This window comes from Shewanella sp. 10N.261.52.F9, assembly GCF_041471165.1.
Classification (GTDB): domain Bacteria; phylum Pseudomonadota; class Gammaproteobacteria; order Enterobacterales; family Shewanellaceae; genus Shewanella; species Shewanella marinintestina.
The window spans coordinates 80,941-105,540 of sequence record NZ_JBFRNX010000009.1 but is presented as its reverse complement, the minus strand read 5'-3'; the positions used below and the strand labels follow the sequence as shown (position 1 = coordinate 105,540).

25 protein-coding genes are annotated in these 24,600 nt (G+C 44.4%); 9 read left to right on the top strand and 16 right to left on the bottom strand.

All coding sequences use genetic code 11. The features are described 5' to 3' along the window. Positions 1-4 precede the first annotated feature (4 nt). Positions 5-559, bottom strand: coding sequence for an ADP compounds hydrolase NudE (gene nudE / locus AB4298_RS07380; RefSeq protein ID WP_249000301.1), 555 nt, complete (start codon positions 557-559; stop codon positions 5-7). Between the two features lie 98 nt (positions 560-657). Between nudE and yrfG the strand changes: the two genes are divergently transcribed. Next, the gene (gene yrfG / locus AB4298_RS07375) at positions 658-1,326 is read left to right on the top strand and encodes a GMP/IMP nucleotidase (RefSeq protein WP_249000300.1); all 669 of its coding nucleotides are present in this window, start codon (positions 658-660) and stop codon (positions 1,324-1,326) included. Positions 1,327-1,390: 64 nt separating this feature from the next. On the opposite strand, the gene gspN is transcribed toward yrfG, so the two are convergent. The 12 genes from gspN to gspC form a co-directional block, all read right to left on the bottom strand. Beyond that, the gene (gene gspN, locus AB4298_RS07370) at positions 1,391-2,149 is read right to left on the bottom strand and encodes a type II secretion system protein N (RefSeq protein WP_371986211.1); all 759 of its coding nucleotides are present in this window, start codon (positions 2,147-2,149) and stop codon (positions 1,391-1,393) included. Positions 2,150-2,158: 9 nt separating this feature from the next. Beyond that, positions 2,159-2,635 carry a type II secretion system protein M gene (locus AB4298_RS07365; protein WP_371986210.1) on the bottom strand — a complete coding sequence of 159 codons (477 nt, stop codon included), beginning with the start codon at positions 2,633-2,635 and terminating at the stop codon, positions 2,159-2,161. Between the two features lies 1 nt (position 2,636). Then, positions 2,637-3,824 carry a type II secretion system protein GspL gene (gene gspL / locus AB4298_RS07360; protein ID WP_249000297.1) on the bottom strand — a complete coding sequence of 396 codons (1,188 nt, stop codon included), beginning with the start codon at positions 3,822-3,824 and terminating at the stop codon, positions 2,637-2,639. Positions 3,825-3,870: 46 nt separating this feature from the next. Further along, positions 3,871-4,851, bottom strand: coding sequence for a type II secretion system minor pseudopilin GspK (gspK, locus tag AB4298_RS07355; protein WP_249000296.1), 981 nt, complete (start codon positions 4,849-4,851; stop codon positions 3,871-3,873). 2 nt (positions 4,852-4,853) lie between these two features. Beyond that, positions 4,854-5,585: a type II secretion system minor pseudopilin GspJ gene (gene gspJ / locus AB4298_RS07350; RefSeq protein ID WP_371986208.1), complete on the bottom strand. Its 732-nt coding sequence runs from the start codon at positions 5,583-5,585 to the stop codon at positions 4,854-4,856. After that, the gene (gspI, locus tag AB4298_RS07345; RefSeq protein ID WP_249000294.1) at positions 5,566-5,937 is read right to left on the bottom strand and encodes a type II secretion system minor pseudopilin GspI; all 372 of its coding nucleotides are present in this window, start codon (positions 5,935-5,937) and stop codon (positions 5,566-5,568) included. The genes gspJ and gspI overlap by 20 nt, the downstream gene beginning before the upstream one ends. Before the next feature lie 2 nt (positions 5,938-5,939). Continuing rightward, positions 5,940-6,533, bottom strand: coding sequence for a type II secretion system minor pseudopilin GspH (gspH, locus tag AB4298_RS07340; RefSeq protein ID WP_249000293.1), 594 nt, complete (start codon positions 6,531-6,533; stop codon positions 5,940-5,942). Position 6,534: 1 nt separating this feature from the next. Continuing rightward, complete coding sequence (gene gspG / locus AB4298_RS07335) at positions 6,535-6,969, bottom strand: type II secretion system major pseudopilin GspG (protein ID WP_202723570.1); 435 nt, start codon at positions 6,967-6,969, stop codon at positions 6,535-6,537. Positions 6,970-7,036: 67 nt separating this feature from the next. Beyond that, positions 7,037-8,260 (bottom strand): type II secretion system inner membrane protein GspF, encoded by a 1,224-nt coding sequence (gene gspF, locus AB4298_RS07330; protein ID WP_371986207.1) that lies wholly within the window; start codon positions 8,258-8,260, stop codon positions 7,037-7,039. A gap of 3 nt (positions 8,261-8,263) precedes the next feature. Next, positions 8,264-9,835 carry a type II secretion system ATPase GspE gene (gene gspE, locus AB4298_RS07325; RefSeq protein ID WP_371986205.1) on the bottom strand — a complete coding sequence of 524 codons (1,572 nt, stop codon included), beginning with the start codon at positions 9,833-9,835 and terminating at the stop codon, positions 8,264-8,266. Further along, positions 9,828-11,960: a type II secretion system secretin GspD gene (gene gspD, locus AB4298_RS07320; RefSeq protein WP_249000290.1), complete on the bottom strand. Its 2,133-nt coding sequence runs from the start codon at positions 11,958-11,960 to the stop codon at positions 9,828-9,830. Before gspD ends, gspE begins: the two co-directional genes overlap by 8 nt. 81 nt (positions 11,961-12,041) lie before the next feature. After that, the gene (gspC, locus tag AB4298_RS07315; protein ID WP_249000289.1) at positions 12,042-12,959 is read right to left on the bottom strand and encodes a type II secretion system protein GspC; all 918 of its coding nucleotides are present in this window, start codon (positions 12,957-12,959) and stop codon (positions 12,042-12,044) included. A gap of 270 nt (positions 12,960-13,229) precedes the next feature. Here gspC and hslR point away from each other — a divergent pair, with 270 nt between their 5' ends. From hslR to AB4298_RS07285, 6 genes are all read left to right on the top strand, one after another. Beyond that, complete coding sequence (gene hslR, locus AB4298_RS07310) at positions 13,230-13,628, top strand: ribosome-associated heat shock protein Hsp15 (protein ID WP_371986204.1); 399 nt, start codon at positions 13,230-13,232, stop codon at positions 13,626-13,628. Positions 13,629-13,655: 27 nt separating this feature from the next. Beyond that, positions 13,656-14,516 carry an Hsp33 family molecular chaperone HslO gene (gene hslO, locus AB4298_RS07305; protein ID WP_249000317.1) on the top strand — a complete coding sequence of 287 codons (861 nt, stop codon included), beginning with the start codon at positions 13,656-13,658 and terminating at the stop codon, positions 14,514-14,516. Positions 14,517-14,755: 239 nt separating this feature from the next. Next, complete coding sequence (locus tag AB4298_RS07300; protein WP_249000316.1) at positions 14,756-16,297, top strand: phosphoenolpyruvate carboxykinase; 1,542 nt, start codon at positions 14,756-14,758, stop codon at positions 16,295-16,297. Positions 16,298-16,585: 288 nt separating this feature from the next. After that, positions 16,586-17,005 (top strand): hypothetical protein, encoded by a 420-nt coding sequence (locus tag AB4298_RS07295; protein ID WP_249000287.1) that lies wholly within the window; start codon positions 16,586-16,588, stop codon positions 17,003-17,005. After that, the gene (locus tag AB4298_RS07290) at positions 17,002-17,217 is read left to right on the top strand and encodes a helix-turn-helix transcriptional regulator (protein WP_249000286.1); all 216 of its coding nucleotides are present in this window, start codon (positions 17,002-17,004) and stop codon (positions 17,215-17,217) included. Before AB4298_RS07295 ends, AB4298_RS07290 begins: the two co-directional genes overlap by 4 nt. A 211-nt stretch (positions 17,218-17,428) precedes the next feature. Beyond that, positions 17,429-19,276, top strand: a complete 1,848-nt coding sequence (locus tag AB4298_RS07285; protein ID WP_371986203.1) for a M14 family metallopeptidase — start codon at positions 17,429-17,431, stop codon at positions 19,274-19,276. A 56-nt stretch (positions 19,277-19,332) separates the two neighbouring features. Here the strand turns inward: AB4298_RS07285 and AB4298_RS07280 are convergent, their stop codons facing one another. Continuing rightward, on the bottom strand, positions 19,333-20,139 hold the full coding sequence (locus AB4298_RS07280; RefSeq protein WP_249000284.1) for a class I SAM-dependent methyltransferase: 807 nt from the start codon (positions 20,137-20,139) through the stop codon (positions 19,333-19,335). A gap of 279 nt (positions 20,140-20,418) precedes the next feature. Between AB4298_RS07280 and AB4298_RS07275 the strand changes: the two genes are divergently transcribed. Further along, the gene (locus tag AB4298_RS07275; RefSeq protein ID WP_249000283.1) at positions 20,419-21,174 is read left to right on the top strand and encodes a DUF4097 family beta strand repeat-containing protein; all 756 of its coding nucleotides are present in this window, start codon (positions 20,419-20,421) and stop codon (positions 21,172-21,174) included. A gap of 122 nt (positions 21,175-21,296) precedes the next feature. Continuing rightward, positions 21,297-21,956, top strand: coding sequence for a signal peptidase I (gene lepB, locus AB4298_RS07270; RefSeq protein WP_249000282.1), 660 nt, complete (start codon positions 21,297-21,299; stop codon positions 21,954-21,956). Between the two features lie 93 nt (positions 21,957-22,049). Here the strand turns inward: lepB and AB4298_RS07265 are convergent, their stop codons facing one another. Both AB4298_RS07265 and AB4298_RS07260 read right to left on the bottom strand, forming a co-directional pair. After that, complete coding sequence (locus tag AB4298_RS07265; protein WP_371986218.1) at positions 22,050-22,334, bottom strand: GIY-YIG nuclease family protein; 285 nt, start codon at positions 22,332-22,334, stop codon at positions 22,050-22,052. A gap of 92 nt (positions 22,335-22,426) precedes the next feature. Further along, complete coding sequence (locus AB4298_RS07260; protein ID WP_371986202.1) at positions 22,427-24,517, bottom strand: S9 family peptidase; 2,091 nt, start codon at positions 24,515-24,517, stop codon at positions 22,427-22,429. Between the last annotated feature and the right edge of the window lie 83 nt (positions 24,518-24,600).

Genomic DNA, 24,600 nt, shown 5'->3' with positions numbered 1-24,600 from the left:
TTGACTAACTTAGTTGTAGATGTTTTTGTGCTAAAAATAAAGCACTTACACTACGTGATTCGGAAAAATCTTCTTCATTCAACAAATCTTGCCAATTTGCTAGCGGCCAAGCCACCATATCAATCGGCTCTGGCTCGTCGCCTTCTAAACGACTTTCATAAAGATCTTCAGCAATAAAAATCTGCATTTTACTGGCAAAATAACCCGGTGCTAGGCTTAACTCCATTAAATGAGTTAACTTTTTAGCGCCGTAGCCAATCTCTTCTTGAAGCTCTCGATTAGCCGCTTCATGGGCTTCTTCACCCGGATCAATTAACCCCTTAGGAAAGCCCAGCTCATAGCTATGAGTACCTGCAGCATATTCTCGCCCAAGCAAGAGTTGATTGCCATTAAGCACAGGAACCACCATCACCGCACCACGATTATTACCTTTCATACGCTCATATTGGCGTTCTACCTGGTTAGAAAATCTTAGATGCACTTGTTCGATTTGAAACAGTCGGCTTTGTGCAACGACTTCAGCGTGCAAAATTTCCGGTTTCTGATTTTTTTTAGTCATACACATCCCAGTGCCGCTGCCGACTTGTCATTTAATTCAGTATAATCTTACTATTGTTCACCCAATCTACAACATGAATTTTCTAGGATCAGCTAACTATGTTTCCATGGACAGAAATTGACACCGTTTTGCTCGATATGGATGGTACGCTTTTAGACCTGCATTTCGATAATCATTTTTGGGTGCAGTTGATCCCTAAAGTACTCAGCGAACAACGCAATATCTCACTGCAAGAGGCTAGTGATTGGGTTGAAGCATGCTATAACAATGTGGCAGGCACCCTTAATTGGTATTGCCTAGAGTATTGGGAGCAGCAAATGGGGCTAGATATTATGGCGCTGCACCGCACGCTGGTTGAACGCATTCAGATGCGCCAAGACAGCATGCCTTTTCTTGAGGCTTTACAGCGTACGGGCAAATCTCGCATTTTGGTTACCAATGCCCACCCTAAAAATCTAGGATTAAAACTAGAGCATACCGATTTAGCCCTAGGCCTCGACGCGATGATATCCAGCCATGAAACCGGTTATCCAAAAGAGCACCCCGAGTTTTGGGTACAGTTATTTAAGCGTTTCAATCTTGAGCCTAGCCGTTGTTTGTTTATTGATGATAACGAAGCCATTTTAGCGGCGGCAAAGCTCGCTGGTGTCGGTTATCAGCTTGGTATTGCTAATCCAGACAGCCAAAAGCCGAATAAGGTGTTTGATGATTTCCCTGCGATTGAAGATTATCACCACTTGTTTGATGAGTTACTGCAGCAAAAGTAGACCATCAACGACAAAAAAGGCGCTGATACAGCGCCTTTTTAAAAGTCTATCAAAGCTAAGCTAACTAGATAGGTAATCGGCCTTGATAAGTAATGGGGTAATAACCTTGGCTATCCTTTTTACCTAAGAAAGATAAGGCCTTTTTCAAGTCATCAGGCTGAGTATTCACTTCGTGGATTTTGGCGTTAACTTGCACCATTTTTTGATCCGCCAGAACAATTGTGCCATCCAAACCTAAACCATTTAGCTTCTCATCTGTGGTCAATTCTACTTTGCCATCAAGACATGCTAGGCCTAGCGCAATATCCCCCAGAGGGTATTTACCAAACTGGTTAGTGACATTCACTTGGTTTAAAAACAACTTACCAGATAACTGCTCACACCAAGGCAAACCTTGCTCAAACGTATCAACTAGCACACTTAGGTCACCATTAATTTTGGTTCTAAAAGGTAAGTTAGTACGTCCTAATAAAAAGCTACTCGGCGCTTCAAATCTTAAGCCTGAGGCATCGAGCCCCGACATTGAATAGGCGATAGTGCCTTTACCATTAACCGCGCTAGCACGGCTGCCAATCACTACATCAGCTTTAACCGTGCCAGTAAACAGCGATAGTACATTTAGATCCCAGGTAATCATCTCAACTTGGCGCTTTTGCACGTTAAGCATATCGATGCTACCCGCCCAAATAGTACCGGATACACCACTAATTGTGACATTACTTGGCAATGGAGCCAGCTTTACCGCCATACTGGCCGGAAACAACACCACTAAAAATACTAAGTAGATTAAAAAGCCTAACGCTATCTTCTTTGCTAATTTCACCACAACACCTTATTTCGACAGCTGAATACGACGCACATTAACGTAACCAGGAGTATCTGATTCAGCTAAGTCTAAACTCTCTAAAGACAAGCCTTTATTTTGCACCAGCTCGTTAAGATAGTTCAGCAACGTATCGAATGGCACTTCGTCCATCCATACTTGAATTTTATTGCCTTGAGGCTGCATACGGGTGATCTCTAACCCAAATGCACCTGCGGTTTGGTTAACTGCAGCACTTAAACTGCCTCTGAACGCATTACTGCTGCCGCTTTGCTTTAGGCCTGCAATACGGTTGGCGGTTTGCTTAACGTAGTTCAGCGTGCTTTGCTGACCTTCTAGATTACGCTGCGCCTCGTCTTCAGCATTGGCTATCGGGGTCCAAACACCCCAGTACAAAATACCAATAACTAACACCACACCACAGGCAGAAACCATCTGCTTTTCACGCAAAACTAAGCCATTCCACCAAGCTTTAAAGTTTTCCATCTTATTTGCTCCTTATGGTTAAGGTGCTGGTGACTTCTGACTCACCACTATTCATGGCACCACCGGTAAGGGTATAAGAGCCCGCAATGATCTCTTTAAATTTCTCAATTTGCTCGTAGTTTTTAGCCGTCACCTGCATGCGAATCTCACTACGATTACTGTCAAAACGCAGCGTCGTTGGCTTAAGTGCAGGTACTTGTGCAAACGCTTCTTGCATGCCGCTAAGCATGACAAAGAACTCACTACCACTGCCGCCACCTTGTAAGGTGCGCACATAACTGCCCATTTGTGAGCGTAGGTTAACCACCCGTGAGCTACCCGGTACAACCTGCTTATAAATTTGCTCGCTTTGCGCTTGTAATTCATCAGCTGCGGTATTCATTTGGTGGATATTTAAGCCTTTATTGACCAATGCCAATACCACCACAACAGCAAATGCGATAGCGGCATTGCGCCATAATAATAAGTGCTTACCGTATTCTTTCTTTGGCTTATAAACGCCTGATAGTAAGTTCATTGGCGCATTGAGTAAGCCCTTAGCCAGCACCAACATAGGTAAATCTAGCGGCTGAGTCTTTACCTCGGTACCAGCAAGTTGCAGCTCTGTATAGCCAGCTACTGTAGTTTGTGCGTCAGCGGTTAATAACTGAGGTAATGCCATGTTGAGCCAGTTTTGACTCAGGCTAACACCACTGCCTGCGCCAGTGCGCAGCAATACTTCTTTACCCAGCGTCATTGCCGCCCAGTCGCAATCAGCAAGCGGCAGCGCTAAACAATCAGGAACAATACACTTAGCTTTAAGCCCTGCATCGCTAAGCCACTCGATCCACATTTGCATCTGCTCATGTGCAACCACTGCAATACTTAAGGCATCGCCATTACGGGGGCCAGTCACAAAATGCAGCTCATCAACATTTTGCGCTAAATTTTCTTCCAGCATAAATGGCAGCGCTTTAATTGCTTGGCGTTGGCTTTTTTCTGGTAGATCGACTTCGGTTAGCGTAATGCTTGATGCTGGTACTAATACGTCTACACCGCGATTACCCGCTCTTTCAGTAAGAGTCGATAGTGCACTGGCGTTACTAAGTTCGCCAGAACCTATAATTTCTTGTTCCTGCTCAGACCAAACGAGCCAAGAGCATGATTGCTCAGCGGTTTGCCCTAATCGGATAAATAGTCTTTCACTCACTGATTTATCTCCACGAGTCTCTCTAATTTCAATTAAAGGACTGTTGTTATTTTTGCCCACCAAACTGGCGAGATAACACTTCTAATTTTTTACTATCGCCGTAAAGCACGCTTTCTAATCTAAATACCGCGGTATCAACTTTCGCGCCGGCATCGAGGAGGAAGTACTTACTGGTCACGCCAAAGCTAGACTTAAGCTTAGCGTCGCCGGCAAGTGATGCCACCGATGAGTTTTCCCAAAACTCATTGATGTCTTCATAACCGTCGATCGGCCTTTGATTGATGATGCTCTCAGCTTCACCGACAGAAATCTTGTTATCGAACATTCCTGCGATAATCGCAGCGTGTTCTACTGGCACTGTATTAACGTTTAATACCTGAGTCGTATTACCCGGGATTGCACACACGTAAGGCGCCAGTTTTAAATAAATATCCTGGGTAAAGCCCATTACTGCACGCAGCTCACTCTTATGACTCATCAAAGTATTTGCCGCACGATACGGTACATTACGCGACTCGTACTCAGCATCTTCCGCGCCATAAGGTCCAGCAGTTGTATCTTCATCGATATAGTCTTTAGCGGTTTGTGCAAGTCTCTCAGCAGCAAACTCATCCATCCCCAGCGCAACTAACAAACCTTTAAATTGCACCGCCGGCAATGGCATTTTAGGTTGACCATTTTCAACTTTCTCACTCGGTGCCGACAATGAATTCACATTAAAACATGAACGCATATCACTAATTTTGCCGGCTATTTCCCCTTTCTCAGCTGGAAAAATAACATCAGCAAGAGCCCAGTATTGCTGCAAATGCACGGTATCCGAATCTTCTAAATCTTGTTTCAGTACTTTCTTGGCGATCTCTTCAGCTGAAATGGCGTACCAAAACGCTTGGTCGTACTGAGCCATGTTCAAAGTACGTCTAACTGATAACTGATTACGGGAGGTAATGTTAGTGGCTATAATTGCCACCATAGCCACAATCAACAAAACTACGATAAGGGCAACACCACGCTGCTTAGAAGGCATAATTACTTTCCTCCGCCTTGTTCGTTAGCATTGCCGTCATCGGGCTTAGAGTCGTCATTATCCTTGTTATTGCCGCCGTTATTATTACCGCCATTGTTGCTGTCATCATTGCTACCAGCCAGCGCACCTTGTGGTACTAAAAACTTACGTTGTACTTTACCAATGTCTTCAAACTCAATTTCGATTGCGATGGCCTTAGGTAGCTTAGTCGCGTCAGTTTTACGCTCCCATTTATCATCGGCAAAGAACGCGTACTCAACTGAAATGACTTTATCCATAATCATAGTTTTAATTGGTTCTGCGCCAAACTCAGACTCAGGATATGGGTAATACCAACGCTGTAATTTGCCGTCCATCACCACATAAGCCACCGACTGCAAACTGCCTCGCGGCAATAAACCGTCTGGGTTTAACCAACCTAAGCGAAAAAACACTAATGACTCTGATTCCGAGTCGAGCATATTACTGCCAGTTTGAAATACGGTGGTGCCACGACCGCCCTCAAGCAATCTAGGTGTACGCGCTACCATCTGATTTAAATCACGCTCAATAATCCCAAAACCTTGCTGCATCGCTTTTAATTTAACGGCAAACTCTCGGGTGGCGGTATCGTTTTTCATCACAGTGCTAAGTACTGTATTTGCGGCTAGCCCTAACATGGCAAAAATCGCTATCGCAATAAGCATTTCAAGCAGCGTAAAGCCGCGCACCGACTTAATCCGCTTTAAGTACATAACTACTCACTTCAGCAATAGTTCGCGAAAACCGTTCATCGTCGCTAATACTAATGCGGATCATTCTAAAATTATCATCGGTCGTTTTAATGACCTCTTTACGCCAATACCATTCTTGATTGGCCAGTTCTACTTGGCCGTCTTTACGACCAATCTCAGGGAATTTAGGATCTAAACGGGCATCAACCATTTGGTTATGTGCCACCCATTGCGCCATAGTGCGCTCTTCTAAAATCGGCATATTGGCAATCTGCTCACCGAGACTTTTGGTGATCGACACAGCTGCAATAGAGAACACAGCTAATGCCACGATCACCTCTAGCAAGGTCATGCCTTTTTGCTTAATCGACATGGTTATAAGACTTCTTCATCTTCAAAACCCATGCGCAAGCGCCCAAGTGCGTCACCAACGACCATCACTTCGATATCTTTTTGTAACTCGTCTTCGCTTACAAATGACAATTCAAATGCGCTCATTTCACCACTTGGGAAAAGTAAAATCTGTGGTTCAGGAAACTTCTTCTTATCTTCAGCTGACTTTTCAATCAGAGGCTCATCGAACCAAGAGTCCTGCTCTTCGTCTTCTTGCACCAAAGGTAAACCGTCAAGAACTAGAACAAGCTCAACACCTGGCTCCATTTCACGCTCAACCAGCAAACGGTCTTGTTCTAGCGGTTTCCACTTACCTTCGTCGTAATACACATACTTGTAGCTAGTGTCTTCAACCACAATACCGACAAAATGGCCACTAAGAACAGTTTCGTCGAGCACCATTTCAGTAGCGAGCATAAACTGCTGTGCAGTGCGCTCAAGTGCTTTTTCTTTACCTGCACCGCCCATACCTAGGGTGACAGCCGTTGCCGCTAGCCCCATAAGCAAAACAACCAGCAACACCTCCATTAAGGTGAAGCCGGTTTGGCGCGCTAAGTTAGTTCGCGGCAAGATCATCTTATTGGAAGTTCTGGAGGTTCCAGTTACCAATATCGTCTTCAGTACCAGGTTGACCATCTGGGCCTGAACTGAAGATGTCTAACTTACCGTTTTCACCTGGGCTCAGTAGCAGGTAGTCATTGCGCCATGGGTCTTGTGGTAAACGCTTAACATAACCGTCAGCGCGGTAGTTACGTGGCTCAGGAGAGATAGTTGGCTTTTGCACTAATGCTTCAAGACCCTGCTCTGTTGTTGGATATACACTGTTATCTAGCTTATACATGTCCAACGCATTTTCTAATGCAACGATATCTGAAACTGCTTTTTGTTGGTCAGCTTTATCTTTGTTACCCATTAAGTTAGGTACCACCATAGAAGCTAAGATCCCCAAAATAACAATAACCACCATGACTTCTAAAAGGGTAAAACCTTTTTGCTTATTACGTGTTTGCATTAACAAATTCCTTAAACTAAAAATCTCATACCCCAAGTGACAACTGCGTTGCCGCTAGCGGTGAGTATTAACCACTAATCATATTATTCAGCGCCAAAATTGGCTGAAGAATAGCTAGAACAATAAATAGAACCACTGCGGCCATACTAACAACCAGCATAGGTTCAAACACCCCAAGAGCAATCGTCACATTAGACTCAAACTCCCGGTCTTGGTTATCGGCGGCGCGCTCAAGCATTTGCTCAAGTTGACCACTTTTTTCACCAGAGGTAATCATATAGAGCATCATTGGCGGAAAAAGTTTGGTATTGGCCAAAGCAGCGCCCAAACTTGTGCCCTCGCGCACTCGCAATGTTGCATCTTCTACAGCCGCTTTCACTCTTACATTGACCAGTACGTCGCTAGCAATACGCATAGCATCAAGCAGTGGCACAGAGCTGGCAGTTAGGATACTTAACGTACGAGCAAAACGGGCGGTATTAAGGCTTTTACTGACCTTGCTGATCACAGGCAAACGCAACAACATACTGTCGTATTTCATGCGATTTTTCGGCGAAACCAGCAAGCGCTTAGCAATAAAGAACAATCCAACAATCACACCTAATACAATTAGACCGTAATCACGGATAAAATCTGACGATGCAATTAGTAGCTCGGTAGTCCAAGGCAGTTCTTGTCCCATATGCTCAAACTGACCAACTACCTGTGGCACTACTGCGGCAAGCAAGATAGCAATCACACCGATGGCTACAACGGTAAGCACGATTGGGTAAATCATTGCTTGGGTCATTTTGCTTTTAAGTTGCTGACGGCGCTCGGTGTAATCGGCAAGGCGATTAAGCACAACTTCTAAATGGCCTGACTTTTCACCCGATGCCACCATCGCGCGGTACAACTCATCAAAAATATGCGGAAATTCTGCCATAGAGTCAGCAAGGCTATAACCTTCAACAACACGCGAACGTACAGCCATAACCATACTGGCGAGACGATCTTTCTCGCACTGTTGTCCAACCGCTTTTAGTGCCTCTTCGACAGGTAAGCCTGCTGCGACTAAGGTAGCGATTTGACGAGTGATCAGTGCTAACTCAGCGGTAGAAATTCCACGCTTAAGAAAACTCAACCCCGAAGATTTGGCCTTACTTTCTTTTTCTACCACTGGTGTAATTTCCAATGGCATTAAACGTTGCTCTCTGAGCTGAGTTCGAGCGTGACGGGCAGTATCAGCCTCAACCACACCTTTTTGCTGTTTACCGGTTTTATCTAACGCTTTATATTCAAATGCTGGCATGGCTTACTCCTCTCGAGTGACACGCAGCACTTCTTCAAGGGTGGTTTTACCCGCAAGCACTTTACTCATACCGTCATGACGAATACTCGGCACAGACTGGCGAATATACTTTTCAATCGCAAGCTCACCGCGACCAGTGTGGATCAGCTCGCGCACGTTATCGTCAACAACCAATAATTCATGAATACCAGTACGACCACGGTAGCCATTGTGGCCACAAGCCTGACAACCTTTTGCACGGAAAATCACCCGTGGGTCGTCAGCTGAAATGCCGAGTAACTCACGTTCACGATCATCGGGCGTGTGCTCCTCTTTACAGCTTGGACATAAGGTACGAATAAGTCGCTGTGCGAGTACACCAAGCAAACTTGAAGACACAAGGAAAGGTTCAACACCCATATCTTGCAAACGAGTAATCGCACCCGAAGCAGTATTGGTGTGTAAGGTTGAGATAACCATATGACCGGTTAACGATGCCTGTACCGCTATTTGTGCGGTTTCGAGATCTCGAATTTCACCAATCATCACTACATCTGGATCTTGACGTAAAATTGCACGCAGACCACGGGCAAACGTCATATCAACCTTAGTGTTTACTTGGGTTTGACCAATACCTTCGAGTTCATACTCTATCGGGTCTTCAACCGTTAGAATGTTAGTGTCTTTTGAATTTAGCTCTGTCAGGCCAGCATACAAGGTCGTACTCTTACCCGAACCTGTTGGGCCGGTCACCAAAATAATACCGTGCGGGCGGCGGATAAGCTCATCGAACTTATGGCGCACTGACTCGGTCATACCAAGCTGTTCTAAATCCAAGTTGCCGGCATTTTTGTCTAATAGACGCAGCACTACACGCTCGCCATGACTCGATGGCATAGTTGATACACGTACATCAACTGCACGACCCGCGATACGCAGTGAAATACGGCCATCTTGTGGCACACGCTTCTCAGCAATATCTAGGCGCGCCATCACTTTAATACGTGATACCAATAACGATGATAACTTACGATTCGGTTTCAGTACTTCTTTCAAAATACCGTCCACACGGAAACGTACGACTAATTGCTTTTCGTAAGTTTCAATATGGATATCAGAGGCTTCTTCTTTAATAGCTTCAGATAACAAGGCGTTGATTAACTTAATAATCGGTGCATCATCATCACCTTCAAGCAGATCTTCTGTCTGCGGCAGCTCTTCGGCAAGCGTGAACAAGTCCATCTCGTTACCGATATCTTCCATCATCTGCTGCGCTTCTGACGAATTAGCCTGATAAGCTTGAGTTAAGCGAGACTCAAATGCCGCGTCTTCTAGCTTAATCAGTGGCAGCTCTTTGCCGCAGTAACGACGAACTTCAAGTAGCGCGCTTAGCGGCGTACTTTGCGCATGGTATAACGATAGTTCTTCATTTTCATCAGGTGCTAATGCCACCTTAAAACGATGAGCAAAAGCAAACGGCAAACGTTCTTTGCTGCTTGAATGAAAGACCTGATCGGCCTCTTCTTCAGATACTAACCCAAGTTCATTTGAAACTTTAGCTAGCTCTTCATCGGCTGGTATTTGATTTTCACTCATCGGCAGAATCTTTATCTGTCGCTGCTTCAGCATCGCTATCTTTGCTATTTGAGATGCTCTTCAACGTTGGATCTGTTTGACGCATCTTAGTATCTAAGCCTTTACCATCTTTGTAACGATTAAGTACTTCGTTAACATCATCAGGCAGATACGCTTCTTGATCCCACTCTTCTAATACTGGTACATCAGTGTTTGGCATCAAGTTAACGCCACGATCTTGCTGCTCAAGCTGCAATGCTCGGAAGTAGTTGTACTTACGACCAGCAATGCCTTCCATAGTGATACCGTCACGGATAATCGTTGGCTTAATAAATACCATCAAGTTTTTCTTCTTTTTACCACTTGAAGAAGACTTAAACAGGTGACCAATAATTGGAATATCGCCTAAGAAAGGCACTTTCTGTACTGACTCTTGTACTTCTTCATTAATCAAACCACCAAGCACAACGATTTGACCTGAATCCGCCATTACAGTGGTGGTTAAACGGCGAGTTGCAAAGGTTACGTCAACGCCTGTTTTACCGTTAATACCTGACACTTCTTGTTCAATGGTTAACTTAACCGCATTACCTTCATTCACTTGAGGGACTACTTTTAACTTAACACCCACCTCTTTACGCTCAACGGTTTGGAAAGGGTTGCTATTACCGTTACTTGAGTTTTGACTACCGGTAAGAATTGGAACTTCGTCACCAACAATAAAAGACGCTTCTTGGTTATCTAAGGTAGTGATAGATGGTGTAGCAAGTACGTTTGACTTAGTGTCGCTCGAAACAGCTTGGATCAGCGCGCCAAAGTCACCCATTGCCACGCCCCAAGCCATACCATTAACTTTACCAAGGGCCTGCGCTAGCAAGGTGATATCGCCACGAGTATCTGGGTTTTCGGTACAGGTACCGTCATTACAAACAGTAGAACCTTCTTCACCCTGTGCTTGCCAAATACCGGCACCAATTTCTCCAATGGTTGGGCCTAAGTTATTAAACTGAGTACCGGCGCCACCTTCAGTTGCCCACTGCACACCAAAACCAACGTCATCTCCTTCAGACACTTCAACGATAATCGCTTCAACAAGCACCTGTGCACGACGGATATCTAATTGATTAATGACACTTTCGATTGTGCGCATTTGATCTGGCTCAGCGCTGATCACCAAGGCATTGGTATCTGTGTGCGCCATAATATTAATTTCATTACGACGCTTGCTGCCACTACCCGCTTGTGGGGTGCCTTTATCATCAACAAGTTGCTCAGCAAAACCGGTTAATACTTCAACCAGATCTTCCGCTTTGGCGTAACGTAAATAACGAACTTTGGTGTTACCCGTATTTGCTTGCTCAGCATCAAGCTTTTTAATCAGCTTAACTACGCGCTCGCGACTTTTCTCATCACCACTAACAACAACGGCATTGGTACGCTCATCGGCAACCACTTTAGGTGCTTGACCCGGCATTTGTGCTTGATTAGCAGTAGAGCGGTAAAGAGTATCAACGATACGCACGATTTCGCCCGCAGAGGCAAACTCAAGCTTAACCACTTCAACCGCTGTATCACCTTGTTTATCAACACGACGAACAATTTCAACTAACTTGTTAACCACAGCGGCACGGCCAGAAATCATCAATACGTTAGATGGATCGTAGTTAACCACATTACCACCACCGGCATTATCATTTAACTGACGTAATAAAGGCGCAAGTTGTTTAGCTTCAGTGTTATAAAGTGCGACAATACGGGTGACCATCTCATCACCAAGCCCTGGCGCGTTATCATCCGCTACACGGATAGAAGCAGTTTTAGCATCTTTATCCTTGATAACTTTAATGATGTTGTTGTCCATTTCGACAACGGCATAACCATAAACTTGCAGTACGTTTAGGAAGAATTGGTAATATTGTTCGTCGTTAAGTAGATCGTAACTACGTACATTGATTTTACCGCGAACCGTCGGGTCGACAATAATAGTCCGATTCAGGTTTTTACCAACAATATTGATAAACTCTTGAATATCGGTGCCCTTAAAGTTAGCCGCATATTGTTCAGACCAAGCAAGTTGAGGCGCTAACAGAGAAGCCCCCATAACCATACCGGCGATTAGTCTGCGTCTAATTCGCTTATTATTCATTATTATACTTCCCCTAAACCCTTTCGTTGCTGCAAATACCAATGGGTATCACTGCAAATTTTATTGTTATTTCTGCTCAAATTACTCTGGCAGACTAAACATTATTTCTATTAGCTGGCCATCACGCTCTACCATTAAGGCAACTTCTGTCATCTCTGGTAATTGAGCCATCACTTCTAATGCTTGACCCATGTCCGTTAGGTCATAACCATTAATTGATTTAGCTAAATCGTTTGCTTTGAACCCAGCTTGCTTGAACAGTTCACGATCTTTCCCTGGATTGAGACGATAACCCGCAAGTTCACCGCCACTTTTAACTGGTGAGATCGATAAGTAATCAGTAATTTTGCTTGGATCAGCCAAGATTTGTTCCCGCGACTGACTCAGCTCAGCTGCCACCGCACGGTTTTGGCGGTTATCGATAGTTTTACCTTTCGATGCACTCTTGGCTTTTTGCAGGTGTTGATTAGCCGCGCCATTAGTGTTGTATTCAAGGCCATCAAGCATCAAGGTCTCGTAACGGCCACTATTAGTGATAATAATGCGATCGGCATAGACTTCTTTTAATGAAGCTGAAGTCCCTTTTATTTTGTCGCCCAAGCTATAGGTGTCTTGACTGCCACTTGAAGCAATGACCGCTAAACCTTTCTTTTCCGTTGTCGATGCTACGACACCAGTCAATTGAATCGACAGTGAGGTTTTAGGCGCATCAGTAATAATCTCTTCAACCGGCGCCGCTTTAGGTTTAGCACCTTCAGCATCTGGTTTACCGAATAAAGAGAGTTGCTGCAAACCAAGCACATTAACTTGACCGCTAGAATTAGTGGTGACAGGGGTAGGTGCCCAGCGCGTAGAAGCTGAGTTATCGGGCACAAGTTTCCAGGTGATCTGCGCGAGCAAATACAGAGCGATAAGCAGCCCAATACTGAACGCAGCCGTACTCACTGGCTTTTGAGGCACTCCGGCCGCTTTAGTTAAAAATTTATCTAATAAATCCATATTTATGTGGACCCTCTGTACAGGTCTCTGTTCTGATTATAGTAATTTTGCAAAACCTGGTTCATGCTAACCCACACAGCTTATTGCAACAAGCCCATAACAGCAGCAATGTTGGCGATATTTGGTCAAATATGCTAACTTTACGCGCCTAAAAAGGGTGTGAAGCTTGCCACTATTTTGCCAGCTAGAGCGTAAAGTTTTGTATATTCTTGCTGAGCTTGTGAAGTTACCCCTACTTTACTAATAGTTAATTTACCATTGGAGTCGCTCATGAACGACAACGAGCAACAAGCTATTAAAGTAAGGCTTGATAAATGGCTCTGGGCCGCACGTTTTTATAAAACCCGTGCCATCTCAAAAGAGATGATTAATGGTGGTAAAGTACACTACAACGGCCAACGAACCAAATCGAGTAAATTTGCTGAAGTCGGTGCCACTATTAGACTAAGGCAAGGACATGACGAAAAAGAGATCGTCATAAAACAATTATCAGAATATCGCCAAAAAGGGTCTATAGCACAAACCCTTTATGAAGAGACACCGCAAAGCATAGCGAAGCGAGCAACCTATGCCGAGCAACGACGTTTGAATATTCTTAATAATCCGGCTCCGGAACAGAAGCCAGATAAGAAGCAACGTCGTCAAATTATGCGCTTTAAAGCGAGCTAAAAATTGGAAAATGTAATGACCGAAACCATGAATAAAGACAACCTATACCGCTACTTATTTGAAAATGCCAGCGTTCGCGGCGAATTAGTACAACTAGAAAGTAGCTACCAAGAAGTGATTGCTGCTCACGAATACCCATTAGCTATTCAAAAAGTATTGGGCGAGCTAATGGCATCAACATCACTATTAACTGCAACGTTAAAGTTTAGCGGTGACATTAGCATCCAGCTACAAGGTGATGGTCCTGTATCGCTTGCAGTTATTAACGGTAATAACCTGCAGCAACTTCGCGGCGTATCACGCTGGGAAGGAGAAATCGCTGACGATGCAAGCCTGCAGCAAATGTTTGGTAAGGGCTACATGGTTATCACGCTAACTCCAAATGACGGTGAGCGTTACCAAGGTGTAGTCGGTTTAGAAAAAGATACCTTAGCCGAATGTTTAGAAGATTACTTCCATCAGTCAGAGCAGTTACCCACTAAGATCAAGCTATTTGCCGATACTAAACAAGCAGCAGGTATGTTCTTACAAGTATTGCCAACTGACGGTAATCACAACGAAGAGTTTGATCACTTATCAATTCTGACTGAAACCGTTAAACAAGAAGAGCTATTTACCCTTGAAGCTGAAGAAGTATTGCACCGCTTGTATCACGAAGAAGAAGTGCGTCTATACGAACCTGTTGCCGTTACTTTCAAATGTACCTGTTCGAAAGAACGCAGTGCTAAAGCTATCCGTACCGTTTCAAAAGAAGAAGTCGACGCAATTATTGCTGAACTAGGCAAAGTCGAAATGGGCTGTGAATACTGCAATAGTAAGTATATTTTTGATTCTATCGATATCGAAGCTATCTACGCGAACGCACCAAGCAACGATGTGACTCAGTAAGCTTACCGCTTAGTTAATTTAAAGGCGCCTTAGTTGGCGCTTTTTTTATAACCAAATTTCAGTTTTTCCTCTGCATCTAACAAAATATCATGTCTGCAGTTGTGGCTAAAAATCACTTTTTCGCGTTTTTTTTGATCAAGAACACATATTCGTGGCTGCATAAGTTACAATCGCTAATAAATTAAGCTGGCATTAAAGATCAGCAACTGACTATGACCTCAAAGATGGAGACCTTACCTATGGCGGATGGATCAAACCGCGAGTACCTAAACCTTTCAACTGGCCAACTTGTCGAGCTTGCATTAGCTCGTGGTGAAGGCGAGCTAACTGCAAACGGAGCTTTAGTCGCTAAAACAGGGGAACGCTCTGGTCGCTCTCCTAATGACCGCTTTATCGTCAAAGAGCCAAGCTCAGAAGCCGATATTGAATGGGGACCGGTTAACAAGCCTTTTGAAGCCGCTGCTTTTAACGCTCTTTGGGAGCGAGTTGAAGCTTACCTAGCCGACAAGGATACTTTCGTATCTGAACTCGAAGTAGGTGCAAGCCAAGAGCATTACCAACCAGTTAAAGTCACCACTCAATATGCTTGGCACCAACTGTTTGCACGTAACTTATTCATCGTGCCACAAGAGTTTAATGAAGCAGACAAGCCTGTTTGGCAGATCATGAACGCTCCAGGCTTTGAATGTGTACCTGAGCGTGATGGCACTCACTCTGACGCTACGGTTATTATCAATTTTGCTGAACGTAAGGTACTACTTGCAGGCCTTAAATACGCTGGTGAAATGAAAAAATCGATGTTCTCTGTACAGAATTTCTTACTGCCAGCTAAAGGCGTACTGCCGATGCATTGCTCGGCAAACGTCGGTGCTGATGGTGACACTACATTGTTCTTCGGTCTTTCAGGTACAGGTAAAACAACCCTTTCAGCTGACCCTAAACGTTTCCTTATCGGTGATGATGAACACGGCTGGGCACCAGGCGGCGTGTTTAATATTGAAGGCGGTTGCTACGCCAAATGTATCGACCTAAGCCAGAAGAACGAGCCTGTTATCTGGGATGCAATTCGCTTTGGTACCGTGCTTGAAAACGTAGTTACCGATGACAATCGCGTACCTGACTATACCAACTCTAGCTTGACTGAAAACACTCGTGCAGCTTATCCGCTTGAGCATATCGCCCAACGTAAACTCGATAACTGCGGTGCAGAGCCGCATGCAGTGGTGTTCTTAACCTGTGACGTGTCTGGCGTTTTACCACCAGTATCTAAGCTAACCAAAGAGCAAGCGGCTTATCATTTCTTGTCGGGATACACAGCTAAAGTGGGTTCAACTGAAATGGGCTCAACAGCAGCAATTCAGTCAACCTTCTCGACTTGCTTTGGCGCACCTTTCTTCCCTCGCCCAGCAGGTGTTTACGCTGAGCTACTGATGAAACGTATCGAGTCTTTCGGTAGCCAAGTTTACCTAGTTAATACAGGCTGGACTGGCGGCCCACACGGTATTGGTAAGCGTTTCGATATCCCAACCACTCGTGCCATTGTCGATGCTATTGTGTCGGGTGAGCTAAAAGATGTTGAAACTGAGTACCTAGAAAAACTTAACTTACACGTACCCGTTGCCGTAGCTGGCGTAGATAGCCAACTACTTAACCCGATTAACACTTGGGAAGATAAAGCTAAATATGCTGAGTTTGCACAGCACCTTGCTGAAAGCTTCCAAGCAAACTTTGAAAAGTATCAGGTACCAGATTCAATTAAAGACGCCGGCCCAAACGCATAGTCAATAATTCTCAGGCAACAGCCAACCTGTTGTATTGAACGAGACTCGTTTTGCCCATAAAAATCCCAGCTTAGGCTGGGATTTTTTGTTTAGTTCGAGGCTAGAAATGCTCTGAGAAAATAATAAAAATTAGATATTTATCCAGCCCTACTCCTTGCCCACATCATGTAAAGTCTCATAAACTTAAAGTAAAGCAAGCTTGACTCCGCTCAAATACTAAACTAAGTTTTAAGTCAAGCTTGCTTTACATTGAATGAAACACCTAATCAAAATACAAGGAACAGCAACATGAAGATACTCGATGCGATATGTGCTAAAGGATTACCCAAGCGCGATTTAAAAAATGCTAACCGCGTAAACTTACTCGCTCTGTTGTGGGCGGGCACTTTAATGCTCAGCACTTATCTAACTAAAGGTGAACAGCCTAATAGTATCTTCATTATCGGCACATTTAGCCTACATACACTAATTGGTATCGCCATGTTGGTTAGTTATCGTCACTTTTTAATCCAACTAGATGAAATGGAGCGAAAAGTGCAGTTAGATGCTTTGGCTTTATCCGTAGGTGTAACAATTATTAGTTTTTCCAGCTATTCAATTTTAGAAAATGGCGCTATTGTGCCTCCTCTCAATGCCGCTTATCTCATTGCATTGATGGCATTGACCTACATGGTAGGTATTATTAAAGGAAGGATTAACTACCGATGAAAAACCGTCTGAAAGTGCTTAGAGCCGAGCGCGACTGGACCCAGGCAGACTTAGCAGAAAAGCTAGAAGTATCACGCCAAACCATCAATGCCATTGAAAAAGGCAAGTACGACCCAAGCCTGCCTTTAGCTTTTAAAATCGCTCGATTATTTGCGATACCCATTGAAGCGATTTTTGAAGATGAAACAGAAGTAGAAGTGAGCCCAATCTAAGTGATAAATTGGCGTGCAGTGCGCGTCAATTCTATTTAAAACTTAAAAGCACCAACCAAGACCTGTCACTAAAACCCTCTGTGTAACCTCATCAAGTCTGATATTTTGCGCATATTTAGAAACAGTTCCTCTATTGCACTTGACCCAGCTTTAATTAAATATAACTGACTCATAATAATTCAAATCTGATCTCTAAATTGGGTACCTTACAATGCGCTTAATCCCCTTATCAGCTATTGCTTTAGTGGCTGCCAGCACAAGCAACTTCAGCCTAGCCGCAGAACCAATGCCCGCTAGCACACCTCAGCGAGCAACCACCTTTGTGAACGATGCAATTTTGCCGCTGACCAAACCTTGGCAAGGTGAAAGCGAATCGCTTGTCGTTGCAGCAGACGCACAATGGGCAACGCCTTTTGAGCAAAATGGCCTTAAAACTAGCCCTAGTTATGAGGAAACCTTTATCTGGCTAGATAAGTTGATTGCCCAGAGCGATATGCTTAAAAAAGTGAGCATAGGCAAAAGCCCGCAAGGAAGAGATATTTGGATGATTGTCGCCTCCAAAGAAGGCGCTGATGATGCAGCAAGTTTATCCCGCAATGACAAGCCTACCTTGTTAGTACAAGCCGGTATTCACTCTGGCGAAATCGACGGCAAAGATGCCGGGATGATGTTACTGCGTGACATAGTATTTAACGGCAAAGCCTCGTTACTTGATAACGCCAACCTGCTTTTTGTACCGATTTTCAGTGTTGATGGTCATGAACGCTCAACTGAATATAACCGTGTTAATCAACGTGGGCCAGTGAAAATGGGCTGGCGCACCACTGCGCAAAACCTCAATTTAAACCGTGACTACGCCAAAGCCGATGCACCTGAGATGCAGCATATGCTGCGCGCCATCAATATTTGGCAGCCAGACCTGTATATCGATGTGCATGTCACCGACGGTATCGACTATCAATATGACGTTACCTTTGGCTATAACCTTGCCGAGGGACAAAGCCCCGCTATCTACCAATGGTTAGAAAATCGCTATCGCCCAAGCATCGAGTCTGCGCTTACTGAGCAAGGCCATGTTCCGGGGCCATTAGTTTTTGCCATTGATAACACTGATATGACTAAAGGTATGTTATTGTGGAATGCCAGTCCTAGGTTCTCTAACGGTTACGGCGATGCCCGCCACCTGCCGACTATCTTAATTGAAAATCATAGCCTTAAGCCTTATAAGCAACGTGTACTTGGCACCTATGTAATGCTCGAGTCGAGTCTGAAAGCAATTGCAGATGACAGTACAAAGCTCACCTCAGCTATTCAACAAGATAAATATCGCTATTCGCCTCGAGTGACTTTGTCATGGCAACAAGAGCAGCAAGCACAAGGCTGGGACTTTAAAGGCATAGGTTATACGCTAGAACAAAGTGCCATCAGTGGGAATGAGATTGTGCGTTGGAATGGCGAGCCTAAACTCTACCCTAACCTGCCGGTTATTGGTGGCACTAAAGCGGATGTAACCATCAACCGCCCAGCGGCTTATTACATACCACCGCAATGGCAAGAGGTGATAGAACGCTTAAGCGTACATGGAGTACGCATGACGACACTGACTAAACCGCAGCAACAAACTTTGCAGCAATATCAGTTTAGCGAGCCGAAGTTTGCCACCAAAGATTACGAAGGTCGTCAGCGCGTCAACGCAACAGTGCAAAAAGAATCGATCAATATGACTTTGCCAGCTGGCACTGTGCGCATTGATACCAAGCAGCCATTAGGCGATCTCGCCATCTTATTATTAGAGCCACAATCGCCAGACTCGCTATTTCAATGGGGCTTTTTCAATCCTATCTTTACTCGCACCGAGTACATTGAAAATTATGCGGTAGAGCCTTTGGCCCAGCAAATGTTAGCCAATGATCCAAGCTTACAGGCCGAGTTTGATAAAGCGCTGAGTGACGAAGCATTTGCTGCTGACCCTAAAGCCCGTCTGCGTTGGTTTTATGAGCGCTGCCCTTACTACGACAATCAATATTTGAAGTACCCTGTATTAAGGGGCAATCAATAACCCTCAGCTACTCATAAAAAAAACAGCGCTTTAAGCGCTGTTTTTATTTCTAAGCTTTATATAGCTTTCTTCGTCGCCGATATTGAGTAGGTTAACGGTAGTCGCTGGCCTTTATGCTCAACGAAGTAGCGCTTACATGATTGCCGTCCACCAGCTAACTCGACTGTTACCGTTTCTTCAGTTAAGTCCGCAAAACACTTGTATGGGCTAAAAGAGTATTCATCGAGACGATTGATCTCGAGCCCAGCCTTAATCAATGCATTAATCACGTCTGCTAACGAGTGCGGCCAACTTATAAAAGTATGGGTGTCGTCGTTGGCATTTTCGGTATAGGTCGCTTCATCTTCAACATCTGGCGCATCCTGATGAAAATAGTTATAGCCCTCGAATACGGCTTGAGCAGGGTGGAACTCCACCATATAAAACTGACCACCAGCCACTAACTTGCTGGCGATAACCTGTGCCCACTTATCAAGGTCCGGTAACCAAACGATGGCGCCGTATGAAGTGAAAACCACATCAAATTCGCCTTTGACCGTCTCGGGCACGCTATAAACATCACTACAGATAAAGTCAGCCGTTAGCTCCGCTTGCTCAGCCAACGACTTGGCTTGAGTGATAGCTGCGGGAGACAAATCAACACCAGTGACCTCTGCTCCCATTCTTGCCCAAGACAAGCTATCGAGACCAAAATGACACTGCAGATGCAATAAGCTTTTGCCAACGACATTAAGTTGCGCCATCTCGATCTCTTGCAGCGAGCTTTTACCTTGTAAGAAGCCTGCAACGTCATAAAACTCAGAAGTCACATGGGTTTGCACCCGCTTATCCCAGCTTTGCTGGTTAACCGATAAATAATCCATATTTGGTCGTCCCTAAGATTTCTACCTTATATGTTTACGGTTTAGCACCCACGATTAAGCCACATATAAGTCATTGAGTAATTTCACTAATAAATAAACGTTCAGCGTAAATTAATAAGCTAATTCACCACTATCGACAATCACTGCCTAACAAAAAACAAAGATAACATAGTTAAAACAATCAGATAACCTATTGGCACGCTTTCTGCTTATTCATCAATATCAAAACTAAGCAGCTTGCCATGCTGCCAACCAAAAATAATAAAAGGACGTTACCCGATGAAACTAACATCTACCTTGCTTGCCGGCGTTATCGCTATGTCACTTTCTGGCTGCATTATTAATGTTAACGGCACCAGTTCAGGCCCCCTAAATCATCAAAAAAAGCAATTACAGGTCGATGCTAACCAAATTGAAACTTTAGTCGCCGAAACTGGTGCTGGAGATCTCAATATTCAAGGTGTTGATGGCTTAACTCAAATTAAAGTAACTGCTGATATCTATACCTATGGCGATATCGACACTAATCTCAGCCTCAAGCAGAATGGTTCAACCGCAACCTTAGTGGCTGATTTTGACAGCAGTATTAACTTTAAGCGCTCCCCCTATATTGACCTTACCATTCAAGTTCCTAGCAGCATGATGTTAGACATTGATGATGGCTCAGGTGATATCGAAATCAAAGGCGTTGCCGCTAACATCAAAGTCGATGATGGCTCAGGTGATGTGTGGATTAAAGGCGGTAACAATCTCGATATCCAAGATGGTTCAGGCTCAGTTGATATTAGCAACACCACAGGCAAGCTAACCCTTGAAGATGGCTCTGGCTCAATTAGTCTGCAGGGAATTGGTGGCGACACCCATATTGACGACGGCTCTGGTGACTTAAGCGTTGCGAATGTAAATGGCACAGTTGTAATTGATGATGGTTCCGGTGATATCGACGTTGAAAACACCCTTGGCCTAAGCATTATCGAGTCTGGCTCTGGCGACCTTAGTGTTGATAACATCAACGGCTCTGTCAGCATGCATTAAACACTGACATAACAGCAAACATCTTCCCGGCGCAAGCACTACAGCAGCAAGACAGATCGAACTAACATTTTATCTATTTACCTGCTGTAGTGCCCTGCCCACCCCATTAAGTCGAGGCCTTTATGAATAAACTCAAACAGCTTTGGAAAACTAATCGTCAGCTAGTGCTATTCATTCTATTGATGTCGGTTTTCAGAAGCGCTGTTGCTGATTGGTACTCGGTACCAACAGGCTCTATGCAACCGACTATCAAAGAAGGCGACCGCATCGTCGTAAATAAAATGGCTTATGATCTTAGAGTGCCGTTTACTGATGTTTCCATCCTAGCAACTGGTCAACCTAATCACGGCGAAATAGTGGTATTTGAATCGGTTGCGGCCAACAAACGCTTAATTAAACGTGTTATCGGCCTACCTGGTGATACGGTGAGCTTACGTAATGAAATACTGTTTATTAATGATCAAGCCTTAGACTATGCCGTGATATCGAACGACACTCAGCAGTTGCTCGCCAAAGAAAACCTATTTGGCTTAATCCACGATATTCGCATTGAAAAAGCGGCTAGCGATAAACTGAGCCAGTTTAATACTGTCACTGTGCCAGATAATCACTACCTGGTGATGGGTGATAACCGCCGTAATAGCGCCGATTCTCGGGTTTATGGTTTTGTGCCTAGAGACGAACTAAAAGGCAAAGCAACCAGCATTGCATTCTCGGTAGATTATGATGACTACTATCTTCCGAGGAAAGACCGGTTTTTTACCAGTTTATACGCTGAATAGCTTCATCACAGCACTTAAACAAATGGCGTAAGCTCGCTTGGTTAAACAAACTAGTTACGCCATTCTTATTCAAGCCAATACAACAACTATCGCTCACTCGACTGCAGCAATAAGGGCTAGCTTCTGCGCCCTGGGCCATTTCTTAAGTGCGATTTCTCGTTTTAGTGCATCAGAATGGCTGCCTACGGTTTCAGAATAAACCAAGGTTAATGGCCCTTTGCCGCGTAAAAACTTGGCTGATTTAGCACTACCACTTTGATGTTCGCTAAAGCGCCGAGCCACATCCGTAGTGATCCCGGTATATAGCTGGCCTTTAGCGCAGCGCACCATATACAGGAACCACAATGCTGTATTTACTTTAGTCGTGCTTTGTTTCACTGCACTAGCTTTACCTTGTACCTTGGCAGCTGCTAACACCTCTGTACATTGCTCTGCAGCATCGATAACTTTAGCCACATTACCCCTTAGCGCTATTGTTTAATTATCTCAGCATCTAAGCCTAACAAGCCGATAAAGAAAGCGTACTCTTTGGCGGTATCATCATATTGGCGATAACGACCACTCTTACCGCCATGACCCGATTCCATATCAGTATCAAACAACAGCATGTTGCTGTCTGTCTTATATTCACGTAGCTTGGCAACCCACTTAGCTGGCTCAAAGTACTGTACTTGTGAGTCATGCAAACCTGTTGTCACCAACAAATGCGGATAAGCCTGAGTGCTGACATTGTCATAAGGTGCATAGCTAAGCATGTAGTCAAAATAAGCTTTTTCGTTAGGATTACCCCACTCGTCATACTCATTGGTGGTTAATGGAATCGACTCATCAAGCATGGTGGTGACCACATCCACAAACGGTACATGGGCAGCCACCGCAAAGTAACACTCTGGTGCCTGATTAATCACCCCACCCATTAGCAAACCACCTGCACTGCCACCAGCAGCAACGACCTTATCTCGAGCGCCATAGCCTTGCGCGACCAAGGCTTTGGTTACATCAACAAAATCGTTAAAGCTATTTTGCTTATTCAACATGCGGCCGTCGTCATACCAAGCGCGGCCAAGCATCTCTGAACCCCGAACATGAGAAATGGCATACACCACGCCGCGATCGAGTAAGCTCAATACTGATGAACTAAAGTCAGGCTCTATAGTATAACCATAAGAGCCATAGCCGTATTGATACAAAGGATTGCTACCATCCTTATTGAATAAGGCTTTGCGGTACACCAAAGTTACTGGCACTTGTTTACCATCACGAGCCTCAATAAAAAGTCGCTCCGCTTGATAGTCATCGGCATTAAACTCACCCAGCACTTGCTCTTGCTTTAGCAATTTACGCTCATTAGGCTGCGCTAGAGCATATTCAAATACCGACTCTGGTGTGGTTGGGCTCGAATAATAAAGGCGTAATTTATCGCTACTTTGGCTTGGGTTAACATCAAAGCCAACCACATAGGCGGGATCATTAAAGGCTAACTCAAATGATGCTTGGCCATTAAACGGATAAACCCGAATGCGGCTAATACCACGCTCGCGAGTTTGCACCACCATATAGTCATTTAGCAGCAACACATCTTCAATGCGCGAATTGATATCGTGGGCAATAACGTCCTGCCAAGCATTCTTGTCTGCTGCTTGAGCGATATCCACTTTCATTAAACGAAAGTTAGTCGCTTGCCAGTTAGTCAGTATGTAGTAACTGTTACCTAGCTTAGAAACTGAATACTCATGGTCTTCTTCTCTTGGCAAAATAGCCGCAAATTGACCTAAAGGTTGATTGGCATCAAGCACACTGACTTCACTGGTCACTGTGCTTTCGGCATATAGCTCGATGTTAGATTGATCTAGCGACTTACCTAAGCCAATGTAAAACGCATCGTCTTGCTCTTCATACACTAAAACATCGGCAGACTGCGGTGTACCTAACTGATGACGGAACACTTGGTAGCCAAGTAAGGTCTGCGGATCTTTAGCGATATAAAACACATGTTGGTTATCGTTAGCCCAAACCACACCACCATCAGTGCCTTCGAGCTTATCTTGTAATAGTTCGCCGCTGGTTAGATCTTTAAAATACAAGGTGTAGATACGGCGACTCAGTAGATCTTCAGCGAATATCAGCTTAGTTTCATCAGGGCTGACCGACACTTGGCCTAAGCCATAAAAGTCTTCTCCTTCGGCGCGTTCGTTCACATCAAGCATGATCTGTTCGTCATCACTATCAAGCTCTGCTTTACGGGCAACAATCGGATACTCAAGGCCTTGTTTGTAATAACGGTAATACCAGTGCTTATGCCAAAAATAAGGCACACTAGATTCATCTTTATCTAAACGTCCCACCAGCTCATCAAACAACTGCTGTTTAAGAACAGCAAACGGCTGGAACTCTTGTTGGGTATAGGCGTTTTCCGCATTTAAATGGGCGATAACTTTGTCAGCTTTACGCTCGTCATCCCGCATCCAGTAATAATCGTCAACACGCGTGATGCCATGAAGTGTCATGCTGTGAGGTACTTTAGCCGCTTGAGGTGGCGTTACTGGGAGTTTCGAGGTCATATCATTACATCCAAATAGTCATATCGCGGGGAGTTGACGCGCGAAGTGTTAGTACACTTTAATCGATATTTTTGTTCGTTTAT

Excerpts from the sequence above, each read along its gene's own strand:
- nudE (WP_249000301.1), bottom strand. The coding sequence starts at position 559 with ATGACTAAAAAAAATCAGAAACCGGAAATTTTGCACGCTGAAGTCGTT.
- yrfG (WP_249000300.1), top strand. The coding sequence starts at position 658 with ATGTTTCCATGGACAGAAATTGACACCGTTTTGCTCGATATGGATGGT.
- AB4298_RS07365 (WP_371986210.1), bottom strand. The coding sequence starts at position 2,635 with ATGGAAAACTTTAAAGCTTGGTGGAATGGCTTAGTTTTGCGTGAAAAG.
- gspK (WP_249000296.1), bottom strand. The coding sequence starts at position 4,851 with ATGCCTTCTAAGCAGCGTGGTGTTGCCCTTATCGTAGTTTTGTTGATT.
- gspJ (WP_371986208.1), bottom strand. The coding sequence starts at position 5,585 with ATGTACTTAAAGCGGATTAAGTCGGTGCGCGGCTTTACGCTGCTTGAA.
- gspI (WP_249000294.1), bottom strand. The coding sequence starts at position 5,937 with ATGTCGATTAAGCAAAAAGGCATGACCTTGCTAGAGGTGATCGTGGCA.
- gspH (WP_249000293.1), bottom strand. The coding sequence starts at position 6,533 with ATGATCTTGCCGCGAACTAACTTAGCGCGCCAAACCGGCTTCACCTTA.
- gspG (WP_202723570.1), bottom strand. The coding sequence starts at position 6,969 with ATGCAAACACGTAATAAGCAAAAAGGTTTTACCCTTTTAGAAGTCATG.
- gspF (WP_371986207.1), bottom strand. The coding sequence starts at position 8,260 with ATGCCAGCATTTGAATATAAAGCGTTAGATAAAACCGGTAAACAGCAA.
- gspE (WP_371986205.1), bottom strand. The coding sequence starts at position 9,835 with ATGAGTGAAAATCAAATACCAGCCGATGAAGAGCTAGCTAAAGTTTCA.
- gspD (WP_249000290.1), bottom strand. The coding sequence starts at position 11,960 with ATGAATAATAAGCGAATTAGACGCAGACTAATCGCCGGTATGGTTATG.
- gspC (WP_249000289.1), bottom strand. The coding sequence starts at position 12,959 with ATGGATTTATTAGATAAATTTTTAACTAAAGCGGCCGGAGTGCCTCAA.
- hslR (WP_371986204.1), top strand. The coding sequence starts at position 13,230 with ATGAACGACAACGAGCAACAAGCTATTAAAGTAAGGCTTGATAAATGG.
- hslO (WP_249000317.1), top strand. The coding sequence starts at position 13,656 with ATGAATAAAGACAACCTATACCGCTACTTATTTGAAAATGCCAGCGTT.
- AB4298_RS07300 (WP_249000316.1), top strand. The coding sequence starts at position 14,756 with ATGGCGGATGGATCAAACCGCGAGTACCTAAACCTTTCAACTGGCCAA.
- AB4298_RS07295 (WP_249000287.1), top strand. The coding sequence starts at position 16,586 with ATGAAGATACTCGATGCGATATGTGCTAAAGGATTACCCAAGCGCGAT.
- AB4298_RS07290 (WP_249000286.1), top strand. The coding sequence starts at position 17,002 with ATGAAAAACCGTCTGAAAGTGCTTAGAGCCGAGCGCGACTGGACCCAG.
- AB4298_RS07285 (WP_371986203.1), top strand. The coding sequence starts at position 17,429 with ATGCGCTTAATCCCCTTATCAGCTATTGCTTTAGTGGCTGCCAGCACA.
- AB4298_RS07280 (WP_249000284.1), bottom strand. The coding sequence starts at position 20,139 with ATGGATTATTTATCGGTTAACCAGCAAAGCTGGGATAAGCGGGTGCAA.
- AB4298_RS07275 (WP_249000283.1), top strand. The coding sequence starts at position 20,419 with ATGAAACTAACATCTACCTTGCTTGCCGGCGTTATCGCTATGTCACTT.
- lepB (WP_249000282.1), top strand. The coding sequence starts at position 21,297 with ATGAATAAACTCAAACAGCTTTGGAAAACTAATCGTCAGCTAGTGCTA.
- AB4298_RS07260 (WP_371986202.1), bottom strand. The coding sequence starts at position 24,517 with ATGACCTCGAAACTCCCAGTAACGCCACCTCAAGCGGCTAAAGTACCT.